We start from the raw sequence: 24,875 nt of genomic DNA, 5'->3' as shown, positions 1-24,875 counted from the left end.
TGAAAAGTGACTCTTTTAATTTTAAATTTATTGATCTAATTCAGATAATGGCTTTCCAAATAAACGTTTAAAGGGAATTTTATTGCCTAAATAATAAGTGGCAATTACTTGAATAGGAAAGAAAATAACTGTTTTAATTAAGCGTGGCACCCACCAAGCAAAATTTGCTAGATTGACGCCATACATTAAACTTAACCACAAAGGAGTTAAAATGATATTAATTAAAACGGTGACCAACAATGTCGCCAAAATCACTCGTTGCCATGTCATTTCTTTCTTATAATAGAAATAACCATAAATAGCACCAGCCAAAAAGGCATTTAAAGTAAACCCAGGAAAATAGCCTGCCTTTGGAAAAAGCAACATTCCTACCACATCAGCCACCGCCGTGCCGATTCCAGCCCAAAAAGGTCCGAAAATCATCCCAATCAATGATTCTGGGATAAACGTGAAACTGATTTTTAAAAACGTTGTTTCATACGCAAAAAAGCGTGAAAAGACAACGACCACCGCAATGAGTACGCCCATTAACGCAATGGATTTTGTGCCAAATTTTTTCTTTGTCATTTTTAGCATCTCCTCTAAGAGCTGCTACATGACGAACCATGCAGCGAATGCGAAAACAAAACCGCGAACATTAAAAAGCTGAACGTGTTGTTCTGATGATAAGCAAAGTAAGAACCTTTGCTTTCTAGCAACACACTGTTTATGTTCTTCGTCCAAAAGGCAACATCCCATCCTTTTAGCACTTAACGCTTTGTCTCCTACTCTGTTATTTTATTTGGACAAAAGTCCTCATAAAATATACCACAAAATAGTCAAAATAACCATTAAGGTTCTCTAAAAAGCTAACGGTCGACGATCCCCTTCATGGATAACCTCACGGAAGTCCGCAAACCCCGCCTCGACACCTCTCAAAAGAATTTCAGCACTGCCGATATTGGTCGCTAAAGGAATTTCATAGACATCACTTAGACGAATCAAAGCCGTCACGTCTGGTTCATGCGGTTGCGCGGAAAGAGGATCTCTTAAAAAAATAACTAAATCAATGTTGTCTTCCGATATCATTGCGCCAATCTGTTGATCCCCACCTAATGGCCCCGATTTAAAGCAATGCACGGGTAAGCCAGTTGCTTCCATCACTTTCATGCCTGTCGTTCCCGTTGCATACAATTCATGTTTTTCTAAAATATGTTTATAAGCGGTTGCTAGTTTGATCATTAATGTTTTTTTACGATCATGAGCGATTAAAGCGATTTTCATGTTATCCAACTCCTGTCTTTGTTATATTATAACAAAAGTTTAGCGATAAATCCGCTGAGAGTGTTTGTCCTTTGTCACCTTGACGAAAAAGTCTTCTTTTTCTTGTGCAACTCTCCCTTGCTGAAAGATAGCGTTTTCATTTAAACTGTAAGTAACAAATCAAAAAGAAAAGAGTGACGTATCAAATGGTGGAAATGGCGCTTAGAAATGTGTATAAAAAATATGACAATGCAGAACATTATTCTGTTACAGATTTTAACTTAGAAATTACAGACCGTGAATTTATCGTCTTTGTCGGACCTTCTGGTTGCGGTAAATCAACAACATTGCGCATGATTGCTGGCTTAGAAGATATTACTGAAGGTGAATTATCAATTGGGGACAAAGTCATGAATGACGTTGCACCGAAAGATCGTGATATTGCCATGGTTTTCCAAAACTATGCGCTTTATCCGCATATGACTGTTTTTGATAACATGGCTTTTGGTTTAAAACTAAGAAAATATGATAAAGCTGAAATTAAAAAACGGGTGGAAAATGCTGCGGATATTCTGGGCTTAACAGAGTACTTACAACGTAAACCTGCGGCGCTTTCTGGTGGACAACGCCAACGTGTTGCACTTGGCCGGGCAATTGTCCGTGATGCCAAAGTCTTTTTAATGGATGAACCTTTATCAAACTTGGATGCAAAATTACGTGTAGCCATGCGTGCTGAAATCGCTAAACTACACCAACGTTTAGAAACTACGACAATTTATGTGACACATGACCAAACCGAAGCGATGACCATGGCTGACCGAATCGTAATTATGAAAGATGGCTTTATTCAACAAATTGGTTCACCAAAAGAAGTTTACAATACACCTAAAAATATGTTCGTAGCTGGGTTCATCGGCTCACCTGCCATGAATTTCTTCAAAGTTACCTTAAACAATGGGGTTATTTCTAACCAACATGGCTTAAAACTAGCAATTCCTGAAGGAAGAAACAAAGAGCTTGTTGAACATGGTTATGAAGGCAAAGAATTAATTTTCGGTATTCGTCCAGAAGATATTCATAGCGAACAAGTGGCTTTAACAGCAATGAAAGATGCGGTGATTAAATCTGAAGTCGTTGTTTCTGAATTATTAGGGGCTGAATCCATGCTTTATACAAAAATTGGTGATACAGAGTTTATCTCAAAAGTAGATGCTCGTGACTTCCACCATCCTGGTGAAATGATTGACTTAGCTTTTGATATTAACAAAGGACATTTCTTCGACCCTCAAACAGAAGAAGTCATTAAATAAAAAATCTCGAGGCATCCGTCACAATGACGGATGCCTCGATTGTTTCTCTTTATGCTAATTTAACCTTCTTCTTTATCACTTTGGGTTGTTTCGCTTCTGTAAAAGTTGGAATATCTACATGTTTACTTAAGGTACTTGCTAAAAAGTAGGCAATACTGAAATCCACCAAACTATGAATTAATCCACCAACGCCCATCAAAAGAAAAATAGAATACATGAAGCCGGCTGTATAATAGGTTCCTGGCAAGTTGCCCATTGTGTAAAATACAGAAACAACCACTAGCTCGGCAGCGGAATGAATCACTCCAATTCCCACGTTAAACAACTGTAATTTCCCATTTAATAAAGTGAATTTCCCCTCTTTATTGATTAAAATTTCTGGATGCTTTTGTAAAATCACTGCGCCAATGACTGCAAAAATCAAATGAGATAAGGCCCGCAAAGCAATAATCGGTGTTGCGGATAAGAAAAAACCAAAACCTGTTCCTAGACTAACTGCAATTGCCACCACTGGAGAAATAAACATGGCAATAAAAACTGGGACGTGACTTGCTAACGTAAAACTGGCTGGACCAATGGTAATTCTTGGCATAACCATTGGAATGATAATCCCCATTGCAATTAAAAGTGCTGAAATTGTTAAACGTTTTACTGAGTTTGTTTTCATTAAAACTGCCTCCTAAAGGTGTCATGACACCTTTTTGTTTTTCTCAAGTGTAGCTGAACATCCGCAATGTGTCAAGACACATAAAAGAACTTTCTGTTATTTCTCATAAATAACAGAAAGTTCTTTTTTATACTGGTTTATTTTTTTCTAAAGCATTACTTAAACGAGCGAATTCTTCTAAAGACAATGTTTCACCACGTCTAGAAGGATCAATTTCTGCTTCAGCTAGACTCTCTTTTAGCCAAGCCACCGTTTGTTCATCTTTCCCATAAAAATGCGTTAAGTTATTCCACAATGTTTTACGTCTTAATTGGAAACTGGCTTTGGTTAATTTGAAAAATTCTTTTTCATTGGTCACTGTCACTGCTGGTGTAGCACGGCGCGTCAATTTAATAATCGCCGAGTCAACATTGGGCTGCGGCACAAAAACTGTTTTTGGCACAATAAAGGCGACACTTGCTTCCATAAAATATTGGACAGCAATTGATAATGAGCCATAAGCTTTCGTTCCTGGTTTAGCAGCAATTCGATCAGCGACCTCTTTTTGCATCATCACAACCATTTCAGCTACATCTAAAGAAGATTCTAAAAAATGCATCATAATTGGCGTAGTAATATAGTAAGGTAGGTTAGCCACCACTTTAATCGGATACTTCTCTTGAAAAACTTGGTTGGTTGTCTCGACCAAATCAGCTTTTAAAACATCTTGATGCACCACTGTTACATTATCATAGCGACTTAAGGTATCCGCTAAGACAGGAATCAAGCGATCATCAATCTCAAAAGCCACAACTTGTGCCGCGTTCATCGCTAATTGCTCTGTTAATGCACCAATTCCAGGCCCGACTTCGACAACATTTGTCTGCTGATTGATTCCCGCTGTTTCTACAATTTTTCTTAAAATATTAGGCTCTGTCAAAAAATTTTGACCTAAACTCTTTTTAAATGAAAATCCATGTTTTTTTAGTATTTCTTTGGTTCTGGATGGTGTGGCAATTTCTTTATAGTCCGTCACGCTTGTTCCTCCATGTAGTTATTCTTCGTTTGCAAGTTCTTTTAAAATACGTGTCATGCTTTCTTTCAATTCTGTTTCTGTAATCCGAAACATGCTTAACCGTTTGACTAACTGTTTGCTATTTGTATAGCCAATTCTTAGGTCATCTCCTAATAATTCACGGTATTTTTTGGCATTTGCTCCCGCTATTAAACCATATTCAACTAGTGTTTGTCTAGGAATTTCTTGATAGTCTTCATCAGCTTGAACAGGTGTTACGACTTTTTTTAATGCTTCAATAATTGCTTCATCACTAGCATGTTCAACCCCTAGGCTACCGCCATTTTTTTTAGGCACTGCGACTTTTCTTGATAAAAAAGCATGCTTTGCATCAGGAACGACTTCCATTATTGTTTTACGAATTTTTTCGCCCGAATAGTCTGGATCTGTAAAAATAATTACGCCTCTCGTTTCTTGTGCGTGTTCAATTTGTGTCAAAATTTCATCATTGATAGCAGAACCAATCGTTTCAATCGTATCCGCTGCAACTACCTCTTGAATGCGGCGTGTGTCGTCTTTTCCTTCAACGACAATGATTTCTGCAACTTTCATTTTTTCCTTCATTTATCTATCCGAAACAAGCGATGAGCGTTGACTCTCGTTTGTTCTGCCACTTCTTCAAAGGTTAGTTGTCGTAATTCAGCAATTTTTTCCACTACGTATCGTGTATAGCCTGGTTCATTCCGTTTACCACGATAAGGAACGGGAGCTAAATAGGGTGCATCTGTTTCCACCAACATTCGTTCGAGTGGTACCGCCATCGCCGCTTCTTGAACATCCAACGCCTTTTTAAACGTTACGACGCCACTAAAAGAAATATGCAGACCTAAATCTAAAAATTTCTTCATCCACTCGGCATCACCACTGAAACTATGCATGATTCCACCAATATCTGAAATTTTTTCATCTTTTAAAATTCGATAGGTATCTTCTAATGCCTCTCTCGTATGCACACTAAACGGTAAATTCATTTCCCGAGCAATCGCAATTTGACGGCGAAAGACTTTTTCTTGCACCTCTTTAGGATCCTCCATCCAGTAATAATCAAGACCGATTTCACCTAATGCGACAATTTTTGGCAACGTTAATTGTTCTTGTAATCGTCGTTCAACCTCTGGCGTATAGTTACCCGCTTCTGTTGGATGCCAACCAATGATACTATAAATATTGGCATATTCCTGACTAAGTAAAAGAGATTTTTCAATCGTTGGTTCATCAAAACCGACCACGGCCATCTCTGTAACACCCAATTCTTGGGCATGTGCAATCGTTTCTGGAATATCATCATTAAATTGTTCTGCATTCAAATGTGTATGTGTATCAAAAATCATTATGATTGCCTCCTTTATCTCCTCTCTACTTTATCATATTTCTTGAAAAATCTGAATGACTAGGCGACAAGATTCGCCATTTCCTCATAAACAGCGCTTGCATTTATGCTAAAAGTAACGTATACTATTCAGTCATGTTATTAAAAGGAGGAACCTCCATGACCGATGAAAAAATTTATGAACAACAGCATTTAACAACGGTTTATCATGAGCTGCAAGCGGCTAAAAAAGTTTACGAAGAGCAATTGGCGAACACAATGAAAGATGGCAAACATATGCTAGAGGAATTTGGTCGCGATTCTAAGCTGAATTTTGATAGTTATGCCGATAATCTAGAAACGTTTGCCATGTTGGAAATGAAGAACCGTGAAATTGATCAGTGGAACTTAAAAAATGAAGCAACGGCTAAAAATTTAGACAAAGTGAAACGCCTATTACAAGTTCCTTATTTTGGCAAAATTGGCGTGACTTTTGAAGACAGCCCTGAAGAGCCAGAAAACTTTTATATTGGCGTAAACGATTTTACTTCTTTAGAAGAAGAAACGCGCATTCACGATTGGCGCTCACCGATTGCTTCGTTATTTTATGACAATGTTTTAGGGAAAACAGCCTACACGGCACATCAACAAACCATTCCTGTACAACTTGATTTGAAAAGACAGTTAATTATTGAAAAAGATCAATTAATCAACTATTTTGACACAACCATTGCGATTCAAGATGATGTGTTATTGCATTCTTTAGAAGAAGATGCTTCTCCTTATATGAAGGACATTACGACAACCATTCAACAAGAACAAAATCAAATAATTCGTGACGAAACGCAGCCACTCCTACTAGTCAACGGGATTGCTGGTAGTGGGAAAACGTCTGCGATTATGCAACGGATTGCTTATTTACTTTATCAACATCGAGCAGAAATTACAGCGGATAATATTTTATTACTTTCACCAAATTCAACATTTATTGATTATATTTCTCAAGTTTTACCGAATTTAGGCGAACGAAATCCCTTGAATTTGACTCTTTTACAATTTTTGCGCTTCACTACCAAAGAAGCATGGCCAATGGAAGAAGAAACGGACTATTTCGAACGCATTACTCGCTCTGAGGCAACGGAGCAAGAGCACGTTATTCGTTCAAAAGAATTTGCAACGTTTCTTTTAAGCAATCCTGAAAAAGCAGTTGTGCAGCCACATTTTTTCCGTCCTTTAACTTTTAAAAAGCAGACCATATTTACTTCAGAAACAATTTTTAAACTTTATCAAGAAACACCAGCTGACTTGAGTATTCGCCAACGAATTTCAGCCACAAAAGAAAAATTAACCAGTCTTTGGACACGGTACTTATTAAAACAAGCCCATTCTAAAAAAATGTTGGATCAATTCCAAGATTTAACAGAAGCTGAACAAGTTCGTTATTTTGGCACAGTGATTACCGAAGATAATGAAAAACATCTGGCTGATTTTGCTTTAAAACGTTTGAAGAAAAAATATCGCTCCATCACTGCCGCTATTAAAAATGATGCTTGGCTAGATCAATGGGCCTTTTTTGAAACGTTTTATTCTTTATTCACTGAAAAATCGTATCAAAAAGAGACAGCTGTTTTCACAGCCGATGAAATTGTGGCCCTTATTTTGGTGAAACATGCATTTATTGAAAATCTCGCCAACCAGCAAATGGCTTTTATCCTAGTCGATGAAGTCCAAGATTATACAGAAGCCCAATTATTATTACTGCTGACACTTTTCCCTAAAGCTAGTTTTACTTTAGCTGGTGATGAAAATCAAGCCATTTTTAATACAGCCATTGAATTTTCTGAAGCTCATGATTTATTGGTTAACGAAACCAGCCGTTCTGTTGGAACCTATCAATTATTAAACAGTTACCGTTCAAGTAAAGAAATTACACGACTCTTCCAAACATTAGGCACTCAACCAGAGCAATTAACCATTGTGCCCATCCGGCATGATGGAGAAAAGCCGACATTTATTCCTTGTGACTCTGCGTCTGACTATCTTAAAGCAATCGTCACTTCCATTGCAACTTTTGATCCGAAAGAAAGCACCGCCATTATTACTAAAACTTTTGCAGAAAAAGAACAATTAACAAAAGAACTTAGTGCTTCTCTTTCATTGGAAGAACATCCGTCACTGCAAGTTTTATCAATTGATATGGCAAAAGGTCTAGAATTTGATAATGTAATTCTTCATAACCCAAATGTTAATCGTTATTCCGACAATAAACGAGATAAAAAAATCCTGTATACTGCTATTTCTCGTGGAATGAAACGGGTCGTTTTACCTTATACCGGCACACTTTCTGAATGGTTTACACCTTACTTGGCAGCCCAGTAACTGAGACTTAAGGCGGATTTTATTTTTAGAAAAACCACTTATAATAGACGAGTAGGCACTGCTTTTTAATTAGCAGACCTACTCGTTTGTTGTCTCTTAAGTTGAGAGGAGCGTGAGAAGGTGAAACAATCACCTGATTTAGAAAATTTTTTAAAAACCTCTATCCAAAAAAATGTAACTATTGAGCGAAAACAACAAAACCAAACCATTTGGCACTGGCTACTGCTTATTTTATTTGGCTTGCTAACCTTTGGCTCACTGACACAGCAGTTACTCCTAATTGGCTTGTTTACACTTATTGCCGCTATTGTTAAAGGTCCCTTAATGCTCGTCTGGGGAACCATCTATTCGGCGTTAGTGGCTTTGTTTCCACCTTTCGCTTTAGTCCTATCTTTACTTTTTTTTATAATTAATTTAGGCACCGTTATGAAAAGTTGGCGTATTACTTTAACAAGTGCTTACTTTTATCTAATTCCTTTAGGTTTTAGCCTTTTGAAAACGACCGACTGGGTATCAACGCCTTATTTCCTGACAGGCTTGGCTTTGTTAAGTATTTTAGGGCTGCATTTTATATTAGAGTGGCTCTATAAAAATAATAGCTTAGGCCGTTTACTCACGTGGCAAATTATCAGTGTCCCTTTTTCACTCTTACTGATCATTTTACCAAGTCGCCTAACGAAAGGCCGTTTTGGTAAAAAACGAATACCTAAAAAAGTGAAACTCTAACATAGAAAAGCCTAGGAAAAATCGCAAATGATTTTTTCTAGGCTTTTCTTCGATTCTTTTAATTTAAAAATTCGTTGATTTTCGATTTTAGGACGTCGATAATATTATTTACTTCTATATCGCCACTTTCTATTTTTTTCCACAAAACAAAGCCCCAAATAATTATATTTATCGTAACTAAAGTACCAATAATACGTTTATTCCTAGCAGATGTATAGGCCTTTCTCCATTTTGGATCATTTTTACGTCTTTTTAAAAATTCATAAGTATGATAAGCCATCAAACTTCCCCCACATCAAATCACTTTTCTTCTAGTATACAAAAAAAGTAGTAAAGATAAAAGGTTACAATTCACCTTTTATCTTTACTACTTATGCTTTTATGCGATTCCTGCACCATTTGGCATTTCTTTTGGTGCTTCAACAATTTGAAGTTTCCCTTCTGGTGATTCAGCTGAAAGAATCATTCCTTGGCTAATTTGACCACGCATTTTTCTTGGTTTTAAGTTAGCCACAATGACTACTTTTTTGCCAATTAGCGCAGCTGGATCTGGATAAAATTCAGCAATACCTGAAAGAATTTGACGATGGTTTTCATCTCCAGCATCTAAACGGAATTGCAATAATTTATCTGCTCCTTTGACTTTTTTACAGTCAATAACTTCGGCAACTTTTAATTCCACTTTATCGAAATCATCGTACTTAATTTGTTTTTCTTTCGTTGAAACTAACGTTGTTTCTTCTGGATTCCATTTAATATCCTCTTCTGTAGCACTTTCGCTTTGGGACATTTTCTTTTGAATATACGTTACTTCTGTTTCAATTTCTAAACGTGGGAAAATAGGTGTTCCTTTACTTGTTACTGTTACGTCTGTTGGGAACTCACCAAAATGAATATTTTCCATGTTCATTGTTTCTGGATCTAAGCCTAATTGTTCGAAAATTTTCCCTGGTGTTTCTGTCATGACTGGTTGCAATAAGATTGCCACAATTCGTAAGCTTTCCGCTAAATGGATCATGACACTTTCTAATTCGTTGCGTTTCTCTTCTTCTTTAGCCAATACCCAAGGCGCTGTTTCATCAATATATTTATTGGCACGAGAAACTAGCGTCCAGATTTCTGCAATGGCCGTATTAAATTCCATTTTTTCCATTGCTTCATGATATTTTCCAATAACATTAGCCGCAGTTGTCGATAGTTCACTATCAAATGGGGTAACTTTTGAAGCATAGGCTGGTACTTTGCCATCACAATATTTATTAATCATCGCAATTGTTCGATTCAACAAGTTTCCTAAGTCATTAGCTAAATCATAATTTAAGCGAGAAACGAAATCTTCTGGTGTAAAGACGCCATCACTACCAAATGGAATTGCTCGTAATAAATAGTAACGTAACGCATCTAGACCGTAGCGTTCTACTAACATTTCAGGGTAAACAACATTTCCTTTAGATTTAGACATTTTTCCGTCTTTCATCAATAACCAACCATGTCCAAAGACTTTTTTCGGTAATGGTAAATCCAAGGCCATTAACATAATTGGCCAATAAATCGTATGGAAACGCACGATTTCTTTCCCAACCATTTGCACGTTCGCAGGCCAATATTTTTGGAATAATGAATCATCTTCTGAGCCATAACCTAGTGCTGTAATATAGTTTGATAACGCATCAATCCATACGTAAACCACATGTTTTGGATCATTTTTTAATGGAATTCCCCAAGAGAAAGTCGTTCTTGAAACGGCTAAATCTTCCAATCCTGGTTTGATGAAGTTATTTAGCATCTCATTTTTACGAGATTCTGGTTGAATAAATTCTGGATGTTCTTCGTAATATTGTACCAAGCGATCCGCATATTTACTCATGCGGAAGAAATAGGATTCTTCTTTAACTAATTCGACTTCGTGACCACTTGGTGCTTTCCCACCAATGACATTGCCTTCATCGTCACGATATACTTCAGCTAATTGTGTTTCAGTGAAAAATTCTTCATCAGAAACTGAATACCAACCTTCATATTCTCCAAGGTAGATATCTCCTTGTTCTACTAAACGGTCAAAAATTTGTTGCACGGCTGCCATGTGATAATCATCCGTTGTCCGAATAAATTTATCATAGCTGATATCTAATGTTTTCCATAATTTTTGAACATCTGCTGCCATTTTATCAACGTACTCTTTTGGTGTCACATTCAACTCAGCAGCTTTTTTTTCAATTTTTTGGCCATGTTCATCCACACCTGTTAAATAAAATACATCAAAACCCATTAAACGCTTGTAACGGGCCATTGCATCGCAGGCGATTGTTGTATATGAATTCCCAATATGTAACTTCCCACTTGGGTAATAAATTGGGGTGGTAATATAAAATGTTTCTTTCTGTGACATACAGAAAAAACCTCCTTTAGTCATTTTCCTAAACCCTCAGGATTTACTCCTAAACAGTATACCATAATTAGACATTATTAAACTATATTTCTTGTCGGTTTTCTCTTGAAAATGAAGAAAATGCCAGAAAGAAAAGAGAGAAACACCTGTCTATTTGACAAGTATTCCTCTCTTTTTTCGTTCATTTTTATTCTTTTGTCTCGAAACGAACGATACTATGGTGTCGTCCATAAAAGAAATAAATAGCCAAACCAATCACTACGGCTATGCCAAATACTTGCCAAGTAGCTAAAGACAATTGGAACATCAGAGCCGCACAAACCACGATTGAAATTAATGGTAGAACCGGCACAAGAGGCACTTTAAATTCACCTGCTTGCGGTTCTCCTTTCATTGTCCGTAATTTGATAATTCCTAAAGCGAGAAACATCAGATAAAAGAGTGTCACGATATTTGTAAGTTCAGCCAACATCTCCATTGGAACAATCCCAGCAAAAACCATTGCTAAAAATCCAGCTACATAGGTTGCATTCTTAGGTGTGTGCCGCTTCTCATCGATTTTGCTCATAAACTGCGGCAATAATCCATCTTTACTAATCGCATAAATCACACGGGCTAAACTGTACATCATCGCAATCGTCACTGTTAATAAGGTTAAAATAGCACCAACTGAAATGATTGTCGCAATTGCGCCATGATTAATGAAGCGCATCGCAAAAGCCACCGGATCCTTGACCCCTAAATCCGTAAATGGAACAATCCCAGTTAAAACTAACGTAACAACAATATATAACAATGTTGAAATAATAATGGAACCAATAATCCCTTTTGGAATATCTTTTTTCGGATTCTTCACTTCCTCCGCGGCCATGCTGACCGCATCAAACCCTAGAAAGGCAAAGAAAACTAAAGCAGCACCACTGAAAACGCCTGAAAAACCATAAGGAATAAATGGTTGCCAGTTCGTTGGTTTCACATAAAAGATTCCCACGAGAACAAATAATAAAATAATCCCAAACTTCACGAAAACCATTAAGTTATTTAAACGTAACGCTGTTTTCGCTTCTAAAGATACCCAAAAAGTTACGGCTACAACGACCAACATGGCAATCAAATCAATATATGTACCATTTGTTGGATTATAAGCGCCACTTAACGCTTGCGGTAAAGAAAAACCTAAGCTATCCAAAAAGCCATGAACATAGCCTGACCAACCTGAAGCAACGGATGAAACCGCCAAGAAAAACTCACAAATAATCATCCAACCAGTCATCCAAGCCACAATTTCTCCAAAGACCACATACATGTAGGCATACGGCCCACCAATGACCGGAATACGTGATGCAAATTCTGCATAGCATAAACCAGATAAAATAATCGCGGCTGCTGCTACCAGAAATGATAAGACGAGCCCTGGACCTGCATAGCGTTCCGCTGCGACACCTGTCACAACAAAAATCCCTGTTCCTACTACAGCCCCAATTCCTAGAAAAATTAAGTCCATCGTCTTAAGATTTTTTTTCATCCCACCACTGTCATTGACAGGCACAGTGATTTCTTTTTTTCTGAAAATAGACATGTGTTTACCCCCGTAAAAAAAATAAGCGTAAATAAACTATTTACGCTTTCATATACCCTAAAAGAATACCACCTAGAATAACAAAAATGCAACCAAAAATAACATAAAACATTTCTTTTTTTGATTTTCTTTCGCCTAAAAGGAAGATGCCCCCAAGAGTCGAAATAATAATCCCCATTTGTGATAAAGAGAAGCTAATAGCTAAGCCAATTTCACGCATGGTTAATAACATACAAATATTTCCTAAGCCCCAAAGCAGACCCGTCGTCATATTCATCCAAACAAAACGATCAACTTTGACTTTTTTGAAGGCAAAGAAACTAGCCCCCACTAACATACCAATACTTTGTGGCAAAATAATTCCCCACGGATCTAAACCAGTGGCATTAATAATGATGGTATAGACACCATACCCAACTGTTGAGAAAATCAACGCCCGAATCCCTTTATTAAAATCTAACATACTGTTTGAGGTTTTCGGTTGACTATCATCATCTTGTCGAGCTGTTAAATACACCCCAAAAACTAAAAAGGCTAAAGCGATAAAGCCCACAACAAAGTCTTTTGTTTTTGTCCATTCATGGAAAAAAACAGCCCCTGCAACGGTATTAACAACTAACTGCATCCCAGTTGAAATTGGTAAGCCAACTGAAACGCCCATATATTTCATGCTATGAAATTGTTGATTCTGTCCCAAACTCCAGAATAAACCAGATATAAATCCAACAATTAATGTGGCTGTCGTCAACGTAGGCTGGATGACAAAAAAGACAACAATTGAAAATAGTAATGCGCCGATTGTCATACCTAACGTTTGTTGATTGGCGCTTCCACCAATTTTACCGCTGACTAAACCAATACTGCCCCACGCAATCATGGGCACTAAAGCGATAAGTAAACTCATAATATTCTCCTAACAAATTTATTTCATTTCATTCTAACAATAAAAACGTTTTCTAAACAACTAAGAAGAGTAAGAGAAGTTAGCAAGAAAGTTTTAATAAATAAAAAAAGGCCTATCACCTCTTTAGTTTGCTGATAGACCTACTTTTTATTTCACTTCATTATAATAACTGAGGGAAGGGAAAAACAATGTCATCGTCGTACCTTGCCCTTCTGTCGATTCGACTGTTAAATCATGACCTAACTTTTTCGCTAAGCTATGGGCCAAATACAGGCCTAGACCAGTCGAATGCTGTTCACTTTTTCGCCCGTTTTCACCAGTAAATCCTTTATCAAAAATGCGTCGTTGATCTTGCGTCGGAATGCCAATTCCAGAATCTTTTAAAGATAAATAAACACCTTGTTTATTTTTGGAAATTAGGACCGTAATCGTGCCGCCTTCTGGCGTATACTTGACTGCATTACTTAATAATTGGCGGAAAATAAAAATGACCCATTTTCGGTCGGTTAAAACCGCTTCATCTTCCCCTTCAATTGAGAATTGCAATCTTTTTTGGATAAAATAATTTGCTTGCGTACGAACAACAGATTGCACAATTTCTTTTAAAGAATATTCTTGGAGTAAATAATCTCGAGAAAAGCTGTCCAGTCTAGCATAATATAGGACTTGCTCGACATATTCATCAATTTTACCTAACTCATTTTCCAATAGATAATATTTTTTCTCTGGAATATCATCTTCGACAGATTGTACCAGTAACGTGATAGCCGCTAGGGGGACTTTGATTTCATGAACCCAAGAGTCAATGTAATCTTTTTGGTCCTGTTGGTTGTTAATTGCTTGCTGCATGGTTTGTTGGTGCTCTTGCAATAAACCGTTAATATACGTTTGGACAAGTAGTTCTTCTTCTTTTTCTGCTGTATTCAAATATTCTTGTAAAGAAGGCGGCTCTTTTTCCGTTGCCAACGAAAGCCACCACTTACGTTTTAAATAATAATCAATTGTTAAAAATAGCGATAAAAAAACACTTTGCAGTAAAAAGATATAGCCAACCACTGTCCAATCTAAGCGGACATTAGGAGCCAACCATAAAATAAAACAAGTTAAGAACAGAAAAAATAACCAACCAATTAGTAATAACCAGCGATCTTTTAAATACTTTAGAATGGTCATTGTCTACTCCTATCTAGGGCACCATATAACCGACGCCCACTTTGGTTTCAATATAGCCAGCAATCCCTGCTTGCTCAATTTTTTTTCGTAAACGATTGATATTTACCGTCAACGTATTGTCATCCACAAAACGTTCATCGTCCCATAAAGCGCGCAATAGTTTTTCACGTGTTAAAATTTTTCCGTGCTTTTTCATTAAAAGATACAGTAATCGGTATTCATTTTTACTTAAATCGATCATTTCGCCTTTGATTTCCATTCGTCCATTGTCCACATTTAAAGTAATGCCATTATGTGAAAGCACTTCACTATCCGTATCGGAATAGTTATAAGAGCGGCGCAACAAAGCATTGATTTTAGCAATTAAAACATCTATCTGGAACGGTTTTGTAACAAAATCATCCGCGCCCATGTTCATCGCCATAATCATATCCATATTGGTACTACGACTCGAAATAAAAATAATTGGTACTTTAGAAACTTCACGAATTTTTTGACACCAATAGTACCCGTCGTACACAGGTAAATTAATATCCATCAAGACTAATTGGGGATTCTCCTCTTGAAAATCATCCAATACATCATTAAAATCGGTTGTTCCAATCGTTTCAAATTGCCATTTTTGTAATTCCTCGCTAATTAATTCTCGAATGGTTGTTTCATCTTCGACAATCATGATTTTAGCCATGCAATCCCACCTCTTTTATTTCTAAATTTTCATCTTTCTTATCCTAACAAACTTCATTCTTTTTGGATATAGGACTTTATGATGATTTTTACACTATTTCAAAAATAGGCGCTAATAATTCCCATTCTGATAACATGATGAATTTGCCAACGAAAGCAAAAATACCATCTAATAATAACACAGACATATTAATTCCTAATACAATAGAAGCTTTTTCGACAATTGGCATGGACTTTTTATTTTTCAAAATAAGATATAAAACAAAGTTCGTTCCATAAGTAAAAACTGTTAACAACACAATTAACTCAATCATTTTACCACTTCCTATTTTGGACTTTTCATTTTTCCTTCAATAATTTACTACTCTTAATTATAGCATAATCTTATAAAAAAATCGGCAGAGTCCTAACCCTTAAGATAAACAACAAAATAGAAGCAGCCTCTTTGGAACTCGCAAGAATCGAGCTTTTTTTAAGAGTTGAAGGTCTTGATCCTTAAAAGACAAGTCCTTCAACTCTAGTATGTTCCATGCATAGGAATTGATACCAACGTAACGAAGTGTAGTCGATCAGACAACCTCAGTTTTTCTAATGATTATATTTGTCATACACTTCTTTTAACTGGTTTAAATCTATTTTTTTCATTTGGTACAATTTTTTGGTCACTTCATTTGCTCTAGCTGGATTTGAGTCAGATAAATAACGTTTCAGTTCAGGATTGCCTGTTTGCCAACTGACCCCAAATTGATCTTCCATCCAGCCACACGGCCATTCTTTCCCTTTAGCAGTCACTTGTTGCCATAGCCGATCTATTTCCTCCTGATTTTCACAATCAATATAAATGGAGAAGGCCATGGTAAAATCAAAATCATGTTTATCTCGTGCATCCATTACTCGAAACGGTTGCTCCTGTAATGTGAAAAGTGCTTGCGCAATGTTCCCATCTTCATATTCAACTTTTTCAATTATTTCGCCTGGACCGTAAATCGCCAACCATTCTGATAGAGCTTTGGCTGCTTCGCCATATTTTTCATTAGCAAACATAAAGGTTGGTACAATTGTTTGTTCTTTTCCTGAAAAAGACACTTGCCAAGAGACACCAAATTTGTCCACTACCCAACCATATAAAGGACTAAAAGGATATTCCCCAAAAGGCATCAAAATCTGTCCGTCTGCTGTTAAATTTTTCCACAACGTTTCTGTTTGTGATAATGTTTTACATTCAACAAAAAATGAACTAGCTGGCGTAAAGGAAAATTCTGGTCCGCCATTTAAACCAATGATTGTTTGGTTCGCCAAGGTAAATTCAATGGTCATTAATGATGTTCCTTGAGGTTGATGCTCCTCATTAACGTAGTTCGTTTTACTTAGAATCGCACCTTTTTCAAAGATTGTTGTATAGAAGTTAGCAGCTTCTTCCGCTTGTGTGTCAAACCATAAACAAGGTGAAAATTTAGGCATTGTGGTTCCCTCCTTCGTTTTCTTTAGTGTAGTCAAAGATTGATAAATAAACAAAGAGAACGTTTTAGTATTTATTCATTTCCGTCTGATAGAATCGATAAATTGCTTGTTTTATTTCTTGAAGCAAGGAGGATTTTAAATGTCCCCGTGTCAAAAAATAAAAGGAACGCCAGTACTTTTCACCTAACGTTTGGAAGGGGATTTTTTCAGTAATCGCCTTTCTTGAAAGCAACGATTGCCCCATGCCCAATTCCAACATTTTAACAATCATTTCATTGTTTTTAACCGTCATGAGTGTTGGGCTTTGATTACTTTCTTCTAAATACTGTTGGGTATAATGAAAGACCCCAGAATCCTTTTCACGTACCAACCAATTCTGATTGGCAGGGTCCCCAGCTAAAACCAATTGATCCTGAATAATTTCTTCACGAGAGGCGCCTTTCGTAATTAATGGTTTTTCGATAAAGCCAAAATCAACTTGATGTTTCTCAACTTTTTCCACTACTTCTTCTGAATTGTTCATTTCTAAAACAAAATTGATCGTTGCATACTGTGTCTGTAAATGCTGCATCAGTTGCGGCAAATAATAAACTGCAAAAGTATTAGACGCAGCAATTCGGCAAGTTTCTTTAGGTAATCTCGCCTGATGAAGAGCTGTTAATGTTTCTTGCCAATCATCAGCTAAATTTAGCAAACGATTATACAAGACTTCTGCTTGCCTAGTAGGGACTACATCTTGTCGACCATTTCTTAAAAACAATGAACAGTCTAATTCTTCTTCTAATTGTTTGATTTGATTAGAAACGGCTGGTTGTGAGATATATAAGCAGGTAGCTGCTTTGGAAAAGTTCATTTGCTCATACACAATTTGAAAAGTCTTTAATAATTTAAACATAGGCATCCTTTCGATAACTTTCTATTATAAATATTATTTTAACTATTTATTTCTCAAATGTAAAAAATTTCGTTATACTGGAAGTAATGAACAAGAAAGAGAGATTTTTTCAATGAAAAATTCAGAAAATGATTATATCCAATCTTTATTCCAAATTCTTCCCGGCTTGCTAACAGCTTTCCTTGTCGCCTGCCTTAGCAAGTTTCTTGCCATCTGGTTACCTAGCTTAGGCGCCGCAACGATAGCTATTTTACTAGGAATCTTTTTGGGAAATACCTTTGTTCGCGGTGCCAATTTAAATCGCGGAACCAAAGTAGCCGAAAGTAAATTACTAGAATTTTCTGTTGTTTTATTGGGAACCACCGTGACCTTTCAAACGATTGCCCAAATTGGCTTACAAGGTGTCGCATTTATTCTCATTCAAATGTCGCTGACCATTATTTTTGCCTATTTGATCGGTAAAAAACTGGCTTTTTCTGATAATATGTCTTTATTGATGGCTGGTGGTAATGCCGTTTGTGGGTCTTCTGCTATTGCTTCGATTGCTCCAGCAATTCAAGCAGATGAGGAAGAAAAAGGCCAAATCATTACTTTAGTAAACTTATTAGGAACCGTTTTAATGTTGACCTTACCCATTTTAAGTGGGATTCTCTATGGTACCAATTTGTTGGCTCGTAGCGCACTAATCGGAGGGACTTTACAATCAGTTGGTCAGGTTGTCGCCAGTGCCAATATGGTCAATGAGAACGCAGTTCAACTTGCGATGCTCTTTAAAATTATGCGGATTGTCCTACTCGTAGCAGTTGTCTATTTATTTGGACGTTTCAAGCAAAGTAAGACGGCAGAATCAGAGGCTGAGTTGGTAGAAGTCACCAAAAAAAGCAGTGCCCTACCTTGGTATGTAGTTGGCTTTTTCATTGCCTGTGTCTTTAATAGTTTGATTCATTTCCCCGTCGTGATCAGTGAGACTGCTCATTTCTTTAGTTCTTGGTTTGAAATTACTGCCTTGGCAGCAATCGGGTTACGACTCGATTTTAAAAAGTTTTTCCAAGAAGGCAAACGTTTCTTAATCTATGGTTTATCAGTAGGAACTGTTCAAGTCGTCCTAGCCATTTTGTTGTTGGCACTGTTACAGTTCTAATAAAAAAGTTTGACGTTAACACGTCAAACTTTTTTATTTCAGCTTATTCATGCTATTATGAATAAGATTTTATTAACTTAAAGGAGTTTTTCGATGTTATTTAGTTTTAAAAAAAGCGAATGGTTAGGCAATGAACGAAATGATCTATTTGCGGGTCTCGTTTCTTCTGTCGCCATTTTACCAGAAGTAATCGGGTTTGCGATTATTGCTGGTGTTCACCCGCTTTCTGCAGTGTTTGCTTCAGCAGTTACTTTACTTGTGATTACTTTTACGGGCGGCCGTCCGGCAATGGTCTCGGCGTCTGCTGGTTCAATGGCCTTAGTCCTTGCAGGCTTAATTCAAGCACACGGTTTGTCATACATGCTTGCTGCGACTATTTTAACAGGCTTTCTGCAATTTATTTTAGGTTATTTAGGTATCCACAAATTGATGCGCTTTATTCCCAAGACAGTGATGTACGGATTCGTCAATGCGTTAGCCATTTTAATTTTCATGGCGCAAGTACAACAATTGCCTCATCAAACACTGTGGTCCTACGGCATGATTATCTGTAGTATCTTACTTATTTATCTATTACCTAAGTTTATTACAATTGTGCCTCCTGCTTTAATTGTTATTTTATTCATGACTATCCTGTCCTATTTTTTAAAAGGTCATTTACAAACGGTAGGTGATCTTGGTGAAATGAGCCAGTTTCATCCAGCGATCCGTTGGCCTAATGTACCCGTCAACTTAGAAACGTTGTGGATTATTTTACCTAGTTCTGTTGCCTTAGCAATGGTCGGGTTAATTGAATCTTTATTGACGATCCCCATTGTGGACAAAATGACAACGAGCCAAAGTGATAGCCAACGAGAAGTTAAGGCGCAAGGATTCGCTAATATAATTACCGGCTTTTTTGGTGGCCAAGCTGGCTGTGCGATGATCGGGCAAGCGGTCATTAATGTTAAATCAGGGGGACGAAAACGGCTTTCTACTTTGATTTCAGGTATTACCCTCCTTCTATTCATTTTTGTTTTTAAATCCGTGATGGTAGCCATTCCTACAGCTGCATTGATTGGGATCATGATGACAGTGGCAGTCGACACCTTTGATTGGGAAAGTTTACAGCTTTTCCGAACTTTTGAAATTACTGAAATTGTTATTTTACTCGTGACAGTGGGTGTGATCGTCTATACGCATAATTTAGCGATTGGAATTATTCTAGGTGTTCTTTTAAGTGGTCTTCTTTATCATTTTTTCAAAAAAGAACCAAAAAAAAGTTGCTAGCTTTAGCAACTTTTTTTATTTTTCCCAATATTTCTTCAACGCTGCTTTTTCTATTTTCTTAATGAACGCATCTTTGCCATCCATATATTTATCAATGCTATCGGGGTGTGCTTGGGCCAATTGCTTTTTTAATGTACCATAGGTTGTAGCAATTGCCGGATTTTCTCGTAAATAATTTCGAAAAGCAAGATGGCGCAAAATTTCTTGCGTATTGTCAAACTGATAAATATGCACATGATGTGTTCTTTTTATCGGGCCTTTTCGTAAATAACGACGTCCTGATAGCCCAAATTCCCCCATATATTCATAACCGATTCTTTCAAATTCCCCTTGTAACAGGTCTACTTTTTCAATTTCTTCAACAATGACCAAAAAATCAATAATTGGTTTGGCTGCTAAATTAGGCACAGATGTGCTACCGATATGTTCAACTTTAAGACAATTTTCCTTTAGAATCTGTTTCAACGCTTGGGCTTCTTCTTCAAACTGTTCCACCCAGGCTGGTTGATATTCAGTAACGATTACCCGCATGATTTCTTCCCTCTTTTCTATATCCGTTTCATATGTAAAATAGGAAACGGATTTCCTTGAGGATCTTCCTTTGATTCACCAATTACTTGAAACCCTTGAGATTGATAGAACTTCACTGCCCCTTCATTTTGTTTATTAGCATCAACAAAGATAATTGATTCTTGCTCTATTAACTTTTTGATAATTTCTCCACCATAGCCTTTACGAAAATAGACTGGGTCAATAAATAACATTTCCAAAGTTTGTTGATTTGTTCCACTAAAGCCCACACATTTCTGTTCTTCATTTAACCACATACTTAATTGAACTTGTTGAAAATAATCAGGTAAAACTACTTCGATTTTATCAATATCTGCCTGACTCAAAAACAAATGAGTAGCTTCTACTGAAGAACGCCATAGAGAAATTAATTGAGGATAATCGTTTTTTTTTACTTCTTTTTGGTTCAGCATTTTTAATTCCTCCCTATCTAATAAACAAAGTATACCACATTTTGTCTCTCTCAATTCCATAAAAAATAGTCAAATCAACCGTGTTTTTTCTGTCGATTTGACTGTCTCTCTATTAACTCTGATGGCTAAACGAGTAAACTAATCAAAGCCACGATAGCTAAACCGCCTTGTGTTAAAATAATTTTTTTATCACTACTTAAGCTACCGTACGCCGCCACTAAAATAATATAAATCAATAAAAATTTTGTCATCTCCATCGTTGCTTGCGCAAAGTAGACACTATAAATAAGTCCTGCACCGATTAGTCCATTATAGATTCCTTGATTTTTAAACAATGTAGTCACTGATTTTCTTTGTAACTCTTGCTTATCCATTTTAAAAACACGGCTTGTTGTCTCAGATGTTGGTACAATCGTTTCTAAATACATAATGTAGAAAAATTCTACAGCCACCAAGGTTACTAAAATTGTTGAAATTAATGTCATCTGCTCCCTCCTCCCATTCCTTTGAACGAAGTAATTTTATGTAATTTTTGCTATGATGTAAATAGATATGCCTAGCCTTAACGAAAGGAAGAAACCTATGACTTTTCAAGAAACTATTAGCGCCTATATCCAAGAACGTTATCAGATAACGCCCGATTTTCCTTTTAAAAAACATCCAGACTATCTCGTCTTTCGTCATCCTAGAAATGCAAAATGGTTTGCTTTAATTATGCCACTGGATGCACAACTGCTCGGCGCTACCGAGAATAAGCAGCTCACTATTTTAACCGTTAAATTTGCGCCTGAATTGATTGCCTTATTAAAGAACCAACCTGGCTATTTTCCTGCCTATCATATGAATAAAGAGCATTGGTTAAGTCTTTCTGAAGAAATTCCGCTCTCACAAGTTTTTTCATTTATAGATGAAAGTTACCAACGGAGTTATTAAAAAAAACACCCTACTCAAGGAGTAGGGTGTGAAAGATTATTTAAGCTTATTTGCTTAAAGCGTCTTTTGCTTGTTCAGCTAACGCTGTAAATGCTGCTGCATCGTTAACGGCTAAGTCAGCTAACATTTTGCGGTTGATATCAATCTCTGCCAATTTCAAACCGTGCATTAATTTAGAATAGCTTAAGCCATTCATGCGAGCTGCCGCGTTGATACGTGCAATCCATAATTTACGGAAGTCACGTTTCTTTTGACGACGGTCTCTGAATGCATAGTAATAAGAGTTCATTACTTGTTCTTTTGCTGATTTAAATAAAGTATGTTTTGATCCGTAGTAGCCTTTCGCTAACTTAAGGACTTTTTTACGACGTTTACGGGTTACTGTTCCACCTTTAACACGTGCCATGTTGAATTCCTCCTAATATCTTGTTTCTCTTGACGGTAATCTAAAAGTCACCGAGTTGTTTTATTTCATTCTTGCTAATTGTTGGCGGATACGTTTGTAATCGCCTTTTGCAACCATGCTTGCTTTACGCAATTGACGGCGTTGTTTTTTAGTTTTACCGTGGAAACGGTGAGATGTAAAGGCACGGCCACGTTTTAAGCCGCCTCCACCAGTACGTTTTACACGTTTTGCTAATCCGCGGTGTGTTTTTTGTTTTGGCATGACTAATTTTCCTCCTCAAAATCTTTGCTTCAAGTGAAAGACTCTAACAGTCACAACTGTCGAATATCCTTCTTGTAGAAATTACCAAAAGTCCGAATGCTCGGTCTCTTCGTTTACTTGTCGTTTTTCGGTGCCAGCGTTAGAAACATGCTGCGTCCGTCCATTTTCGCTTTTTGTTCCACTGTGGCGATGTCCGCAGTTTCTTCAGCTAAGCGATCAAGAACTTTCTGACCAATCTCTTTATGGGTAATGGCACGGCCTTTGAAACGGATAGAAGCTTTCACTTTGTCTCCTTTTTCTAAGAACTTACGCGCATTACGAAGTTTTGTATTGAAGTCATTTACGTCAATTGTTGGACTTAAACGAACTTCTTTGACGTTGATCACTTTTTGTTTCTTGCGAGCTTCACGCTCTTTCTTTTGTTGTTCGAAACGGAATTTTCCATAATCCATAATTCGCGCAACTGGTGGTTTCGCTCCTGGCGCTACAAGTACTAAATCCAAGTTTGCAGATTCAGCGATTTGTAATGCTTCTGCTTTGGTTTTTACACCTAATTGTTCACCATCTTGTCCGATCAAACGTAACTCGCGTGCACGAATGCCGTCGTTAACCATCATATCCTTTGCTATGGTCATTCACCTCCAAAATTTTTAAGAGAAAATCCTAACGGAAGTCTGCTTTGTTTGCTAAATGCAATAAAAAAACAGGTTCCTATCCAGAACCCGCCAACAGTCTGCCTTACTTAAAAAAATAAGGAATACTTTATCTAGCCCAGCGATATACTCAACTAAGGCGAGAAGCGGGTGCTTCTGCTTTCATTTCTCAACTTCACTAGTTTACCTTAGTTTATCCTAGTTGTCAATATATTTCCTCAAAAAAAAACGAATCTAGCACTAGATTCGTTTGAACTCGTATTTTGATCATTAATAATTAGTGGACTGTCCCAATGTGACTTCCTAGAAATAAATGGTTCAACACATGGTGTACATTTTCTATCCCCTAGGCGATCCCTGTAGTCCCTACAGTTCTTCTATTTATAAGGTTTCTCGTTTAGACAAGCCACGTTCTAAGATTTTTTGGCTTCTAAGATACTCTGAATTTTCTGTACTTTCAGAAAAAGACAACTCTGTTTCGATCTCCTCTGACTCAATACAAATGAGTTCTTTGCCATACCATTGTGCTTTATACAACAATTTAGCTAAAAATAAAGACCAAGCCAGTTCAGAACGATCATGTTTTGGCGGCCGCTCATTACTGTGATGGGCTTTTTCAATACAAATAACATCGTAACTTGAAACCAATTCCGTTGTAATTTTGTTTAAAATATCCGTTCGTTGGTTGGCTATTTTTTCGCGAATTTTTGCGACTTTTATTTTTTGTTTTTGATAATTTTTTGCTTGCGAAAGATCGACACCTTTTTCCAAAGCAATCATTTTACGCTTGTTTAATTTTCGTTCTTCTTGACGTAGTTTTTGCTTTAAATGCTTTGAACAATAGCTTTTTTCGAAGCTTTCACCATTCGAAAGCAGCGCAAATTTTTCCCTACTGCTACAAATTCCCACCATTTTTTGTTGCTTTGTTTTCGTTTCAATCGGCGCTTCACACAAAATGGAAACATAATAATTGTGACTCGCACTCATAGAAATAGTTACAGATTTTATCTCCCCCAGCGGTTGGCGGTGTACCTTCATTTTAATTAAAGATTTCAATTTAGGTACTTTCAAATAACGATTATCCAAAATTTTGACCGTGCCATGTTGATTGTTCGTAGTGTAGGAATGCACCGTTTCTTTCTTTTTCTTTTTTGGAAAGCCCATCCCTTTTTCCCGATAAAAATTTTTAAAGGCTCGATCCAAATAAACTTGTGCATTTGCCAAGGCTAAACTATCAACTTCTCTGAGGACAGGGTATTGTTTCTTATATTTAGCTGGCGTTGGCATTTTAAACGTTTGTTGAGGATTTTTTCGCATCTCTTTGTAGATATCAATCCGGTCTTGTAACATTAAATTATACACCAAGCGAACACAAGAAAATGTTTTTTGAATAAACTCTTCTTGTTTTGAGGTTGGATAAAGTCTGTATTTATAAGCTTTCAGAGCCTTCATCT

At 36.9% G+C, this 24,875-nt stretch carries 28 protein-coding genes, 1 riboswitch and 1 other annotated feature; of the genes, 6 read left to right on the top strand and 22 right to left on the bottom strand.

What is annotated here, in order from left to right:
- Positions 1-27: 27 nt before the first annotated feature.
- Both IGL56_RS03485 and mgsA read right to left on the bottom strand, forming a co-directional pair.
- Positions 28-576, bottom strand: coding sequence for a folate family ECF transporter S component (locus tag IGL56_RS03485; protein ID WP_002385065.1), 549 nt, complete (start codon positions 574-576; stop codon positions 28-30).
- Between the two features lie 30 nt (positions 577-606).
- Positions 607-774, bottom strand: a riboswitch (THF riboswitch).
- A gap of 66 nt (positions 775-840) precedes the next feature.
- Positions 841-1,263, bottom strand: a complete 423-nt coding sequence (mgsA, locus tag IGL56_RS03480) for a methylglyoxal synthase (protein ID WP_002355823.1) — start codon at positions 1,261-1,263, stop codon at positions 841-843.
- Positions 1,264-1,448: 185 nt separating this feature from the next.
- On the opposite strand from mgsA, the gene IGL56_RS03475 reads away from it, so the two are divergent.
- On the top strand, positions 1,449-2,552 hold the full coding sequence (locus tag IGL56_RS03475; protein ID WP_002355822.1) for an ABC transporter ATP-binding protein: 1,104 nt from the start codon (positions 1,449-1,451) through the stop codon (positions 2,550-2,552).
- A 49-nt stretch (positions 2,553-2,601) separates the two neighbouring features.
- On the opposite strand, the gene IGL56_RS03470 is transcribed toward IGL56_RS03475, so the two are convergent.
- From IGL56_RS03470 to IGL56_RS03455, 4 genes are all read right to left on the bottom strand, one after another.
- Complete coding sequence (locus tag IGL56_RS03470) at positions 2,602-3,219, bottom strand: hypothetical protein (protein ID WP_002355821.1); 618 nt, start codon at positions 3,217-3,219, stop codon at positions 2,602-2,604.
- A 127-nt stretch (positions 3,220-3,346) separates the two neighbouring features.
- Positions 3,347-4,234, bottom strand: coding sequence for a 16S rRNA (adenine(1518)-N(6)/adenine(1519)-N(6))-dimethyltransferase RsmA (rsmA, locus tag IGL56_RS03465; protein WP_002358849.1), 888 nt, complete (start codon positions 4,232-4,234; stop codon positions 3,347-3,349).
- An 18-nt stretch (positions 4,235-4,252) separates the two neighbouring features.
- On the bottom strand, positions 4,253-4,837 hold the full coding sequence (gene rnmV, locus IGL56_RS03460; protein WP_010815939.1) for a ribonuclease M5: 585 nt from the start codon (positions 4,835-4,837) through the stop codon (positions 4,253-4,255).
- Entirely contained in the window at positions 4,834-5,604 is a 771-nt protein-coding gene (locus IGL56_RS03455) for a TatD family hydrolase (RefSeq protein ID WP_065813808.1), read from the bottom strand. The genes rnmV and IGL56_RS03455 overlap by 4 nt, the downstream gene beginning before the upstream one ends.
- Positions 5,605-5,738: 134 nt before the next feature.
- Between IGL56_RS03455 and IGL56_RS03450 the strand changes: the two genes are divergently transcribed.
- Both IGL56_RS03450 and IGL56_RS03445 read left to right on the top strand, forming a co-directional pair.
- Positions 5,739-7,961: a HelD family protein gene (locus IGL56_RS03450; protein ID WP_025189095.1), complete on the top strand. Its 2,223-nt coding sequence runs from the start codon at positions 5,739-5,741 to the stop codon at positions 7,959-7,961.
- Positions 7,962-8,081: 120 nt separating this feature from the next.
- On the top strand, positions 8,082-8,687 hold the full coding sequence (locus IGL56_RS03445) for a hypothetical protein (RefSeq protein WP_002383359.1): 606 nt from the start codon (positions 8,082-8,084) through the stop codon (positions 8,685-8,687).
- 58 nt (positions 8,688-8,745) lie between these two features.
- Here IGL56_RS03445 and IGL56_RS03440 read toward each other — a convergent pair whose 3' ends face one another.
- The 9 genes from IGL56_RS03440 to IGL56_RS03400 all read right to left on the bottom strand — a co-directional run bounded on the left by IGL56_RS03440 (position 8,746) and on the right by IGL56_RS03400 (position 17,775).
- On the bottom strand, positions 8,746-8,967 hold the full coding sequence (locus IGL56_RS03440) for a hypothetical protein (RefSeq protein ID WP_002355814.1): 222 nt from the start codon (positions 8,965-8,967) through the stop codon (positions 8,746-8,748).
- A 99-nt stretch (positions 8,968-9,066) separates the two neighbouring features.
- Positions 9,067-11,076: a methionine--tRNA ligase gene (gene metG / locus IGL56_RS03435; protein WP_002355813.1), complete on the bottom strand. Its 2,010-nt coding sequence runs from the start codon at positions 11,074-11,076 to the stop codon at positions 9,067-9,069.
- A gap of 187 nt (positions 11,077-11,263) precedes the next feature.
- Complete coding sequence (locus IGL56_RS03430) at positions 11,264-12,655, bottom strand: amino acid permease (protein WP_002355812.1); 1,392 nt, start codon at positions 12,653-12,655, stop codon at positions 11,264-11,266.
- A 40-nt stretch (positions 12,656-12,695) separates the two neighbouring features.
- On the bottom strand, positions 12,696-13,559 hold the full coding sequence (locus IGL56_RS03425) for a GRP family sugar transporter (RefSeq protein ID WP_002355811.1): 864 nt from the start codon (positions 13,557-13,559) through the stop codon (positions 12,696-12,698).
- 147 nt (positions 13,560-13,706) lie between these two features.
- Positions 13,707-14,732 (bottom strand): two-component system sensor histidine kinase SapS, encoded by a 1,026-nt coding sequence (gene sapS / locus IGL56_RS03420; RefSeq protein WP_002355810.1) that lies wholly within the window; start codon positions 14,730-14,732, stop codon positions 13,707-13,709.
- A 13-nt stretch (positions 14,733-14,745) separates the two neighbouring features.
- Positions 14,746-15,420, bottom strand: a complete 675-nt coding sequence (sapR, locus tag IGL56_RS03415; RefSeq protein WP_002355809.1) for a two-component system response regulator SapR — start codon at positions 15,418-15,420, stop codon at positions 14,746-14,748.
- A gap of 88 nt (positions 15,421-15,508) precedes the next feature.
- Positions 15,509-15,733: a hypothetical protein gene (locus IGL56_RS03410; RefSeq protein WP_002355808.1), complete on the bottom strand. Its 225-nt coding sequence runs from the start codon at positions 15,731-15,733 to the stop codon at positions 15,509-15,511.
- Positions 15,734-16,007: 274 nt separating this feature from the next.
- On the bottom strand, positions 16,008-16,880 hold the full coding sequence (locus IGL56_RS03405) for a VOC family protein (protein WP_065813807.1): 873 nt from the start codon (positions 16,878-16,880) through the stop codon (positions 16,008-16,010).
- 64 nt (positions 16,881-16,944) lie between these two features.
- Positions 16,945-17,775, bottom strand: coding sequence for a LysR family transcriptional regulator (locus IGL56_RS03400; protein WP_263306756.1), 831 nt, complete (start codon positions 17,773-17,775; stop codon positions 16,945-16,947).
- 112 nt (positions 17,776-17,887) lie between these two features.
- Here IGL56_RS03400 and IGL56_RS03395 point away from each other — a divergent pair, with 112 nt between their 5' ends.
- Both IGL56_RS03395 and IGL56_RS03390 read left to right on the top strand, forming a co-directional pair.
- Positions 17,888-18,916: a YeiH family protein gene (locus IGL56_RS03395; RefSeq protein ID WP_002355805.1), complete on the top strand. Its 1,029-nt coding sequence runs from the start codon at positions 17,888-17,890 to the stop codon at positions 18,914-18,916.
- Between the two features lie 93 nt (positions 18,917-19,009).
- A complete protein-coding gene (locus IGL56_RS03390) occupies positions 19,010-20,185 on the top strand; it encodes a SulP family inorganic anion transporter (protein WP_002355804.1) in 1,176 nt (391 codons plus the stop codon).
- 15 nt (positions 20,186-20,200) lie between these two features.
- Here the strand turns inward: IGL56_RS03390 and IGL56_RS03385 are convergent, their stop codons facing one another.
- From IGL56_RS03385 to IGL56_RS03375, 3 genes are all read right to left on the bottom strand, one after another.
- Positions 20,201-20,716, bottom strand: coding sequence for a GrpB family protein (locus IGL56_RS03385; protein ID WP_002355803.1), 516 nt, complete (start codon positions 20,714-20,716; stop codon positions 20,201-20,203).
- Positions 20,717-20,733: 17 nt separating this feature from the next.
- Complete coding sequence (locus IGL56_RS03380; RefSeq protein ID WP_002364710.1) at positions 20,734-21,228, bottom strand: GNAT family N-acetyltransferase; 495 nt, start codon at positions 21,226-21,228, stop codon at positions 20,734-20,736.
- Positions 21,229-21,293: 65 nt separating this feature from the next.
- Positions 21,294-21,653, bottom strand: a complete 360-nt coding sequence (locus IGL56_RS03375) for a DUF1304 domain-containing protein (protein WP_002355801.1) — start codon at positions 21,651-21,653, stop codon at positions 21,294-21,296.
- A 67-nt stretch (positions 21,654-21,720) separates the two neighbouring features.
- On the opposite strand from IGL56_RS03375, the gene IGL56_RS03370 reads away from it, so the two are divergent.
- On the top strand, positions 21,721-22,101 hold the full coding sequence (locus IGL56_RS03370) for an MmcQ/YjbR family DNA-binding protein (RefSeq protein WP_002386182.1): 381 nt from the start codon (positions 21,721-21,723) through the stop codon (positions 22,099-22,101).
- A gap of 46 nt (positions 22,102-22,147) precedes the next feature.
- On the opposite strand, the gene rplT is transcribed toward IGL56_RS03370, so the two are convergent.
- The 4 genes from rplT to IGL56_RS03350 all read right to left on the bottom strand — a co-directional run bounded on the left by rplT (position 22,148) and on the right by IGL56_RS03350 (position 24,873).
- Positions 22,148-22,507 carry a 50S ribosomal protein L20 gene (rplT, locus tag IGL56_RS03365; RefSeq protein ID WP_002355799.1) on the bottom strand — a complete coding sequence of 120 codons (360 nt, stop codon included), beginning with the start codon at positions 22,505-22,507 and terminating at the stop codon, positions 22,148-22,150.
- Between the two features lie 60 nt (positions 22,508-22,567).
- A complete protein-coding gene (gene rpmI / locus IGL56_RS03360; protein ID WP_002355798.1) occupies positions 22,568-22,768 on the bottom strand; it encodes a 50S ribosomal protein L35 in 201 nt (66 codons plus the stop codon).
- A gap of 113 nt (positions 22,769-22,881) precedes the next feature.
- Positions 22,882-23,403 carry a translation initiation factor IF-3 gene (gene infC / locus IGL56_RS03355; RefSeq protein ID WP_002355797.1) on the bottom strand — a complete coding sequence of 174 codons (522 nt, stop codon included), beginning with the start codon at positions 23,401-23,403 and terminating at the stop codon, positions 22,882-22,884.
- A gap of 54 nt (positions 23,404-23,457) precedes the next feature.
- Positions 23,458-23,589 (bottom strand) — a sequence feature (ribosomal protein L20 leader region).
- 213 nt (positions 23,590-23,802) lie between these two features.
- Entirely contained in the window at positions 23,803-24,873 is a 1,071-nt protein-coding gene (locus IGL56_RS03350) for an RNA-guided endonuclease TnpB family protein (RefSeq protein WP_002355796.1), read from the bottom strand.
- Positions 24,874-24,875: the final 2 nt, after the last annotated feature.

Source organism: Enterococcus sp. DIV1316a (assembly GCF_050536915.1).
Lineage (GTDB): Bacteria > Bacillota > Bacilli > Lactobacillales > Enterococcaceae > Enterococcus > Enterococcus faecalis.
This window is presented reverse-complemented; position numbering and strand designations above follow the sequence as displayed.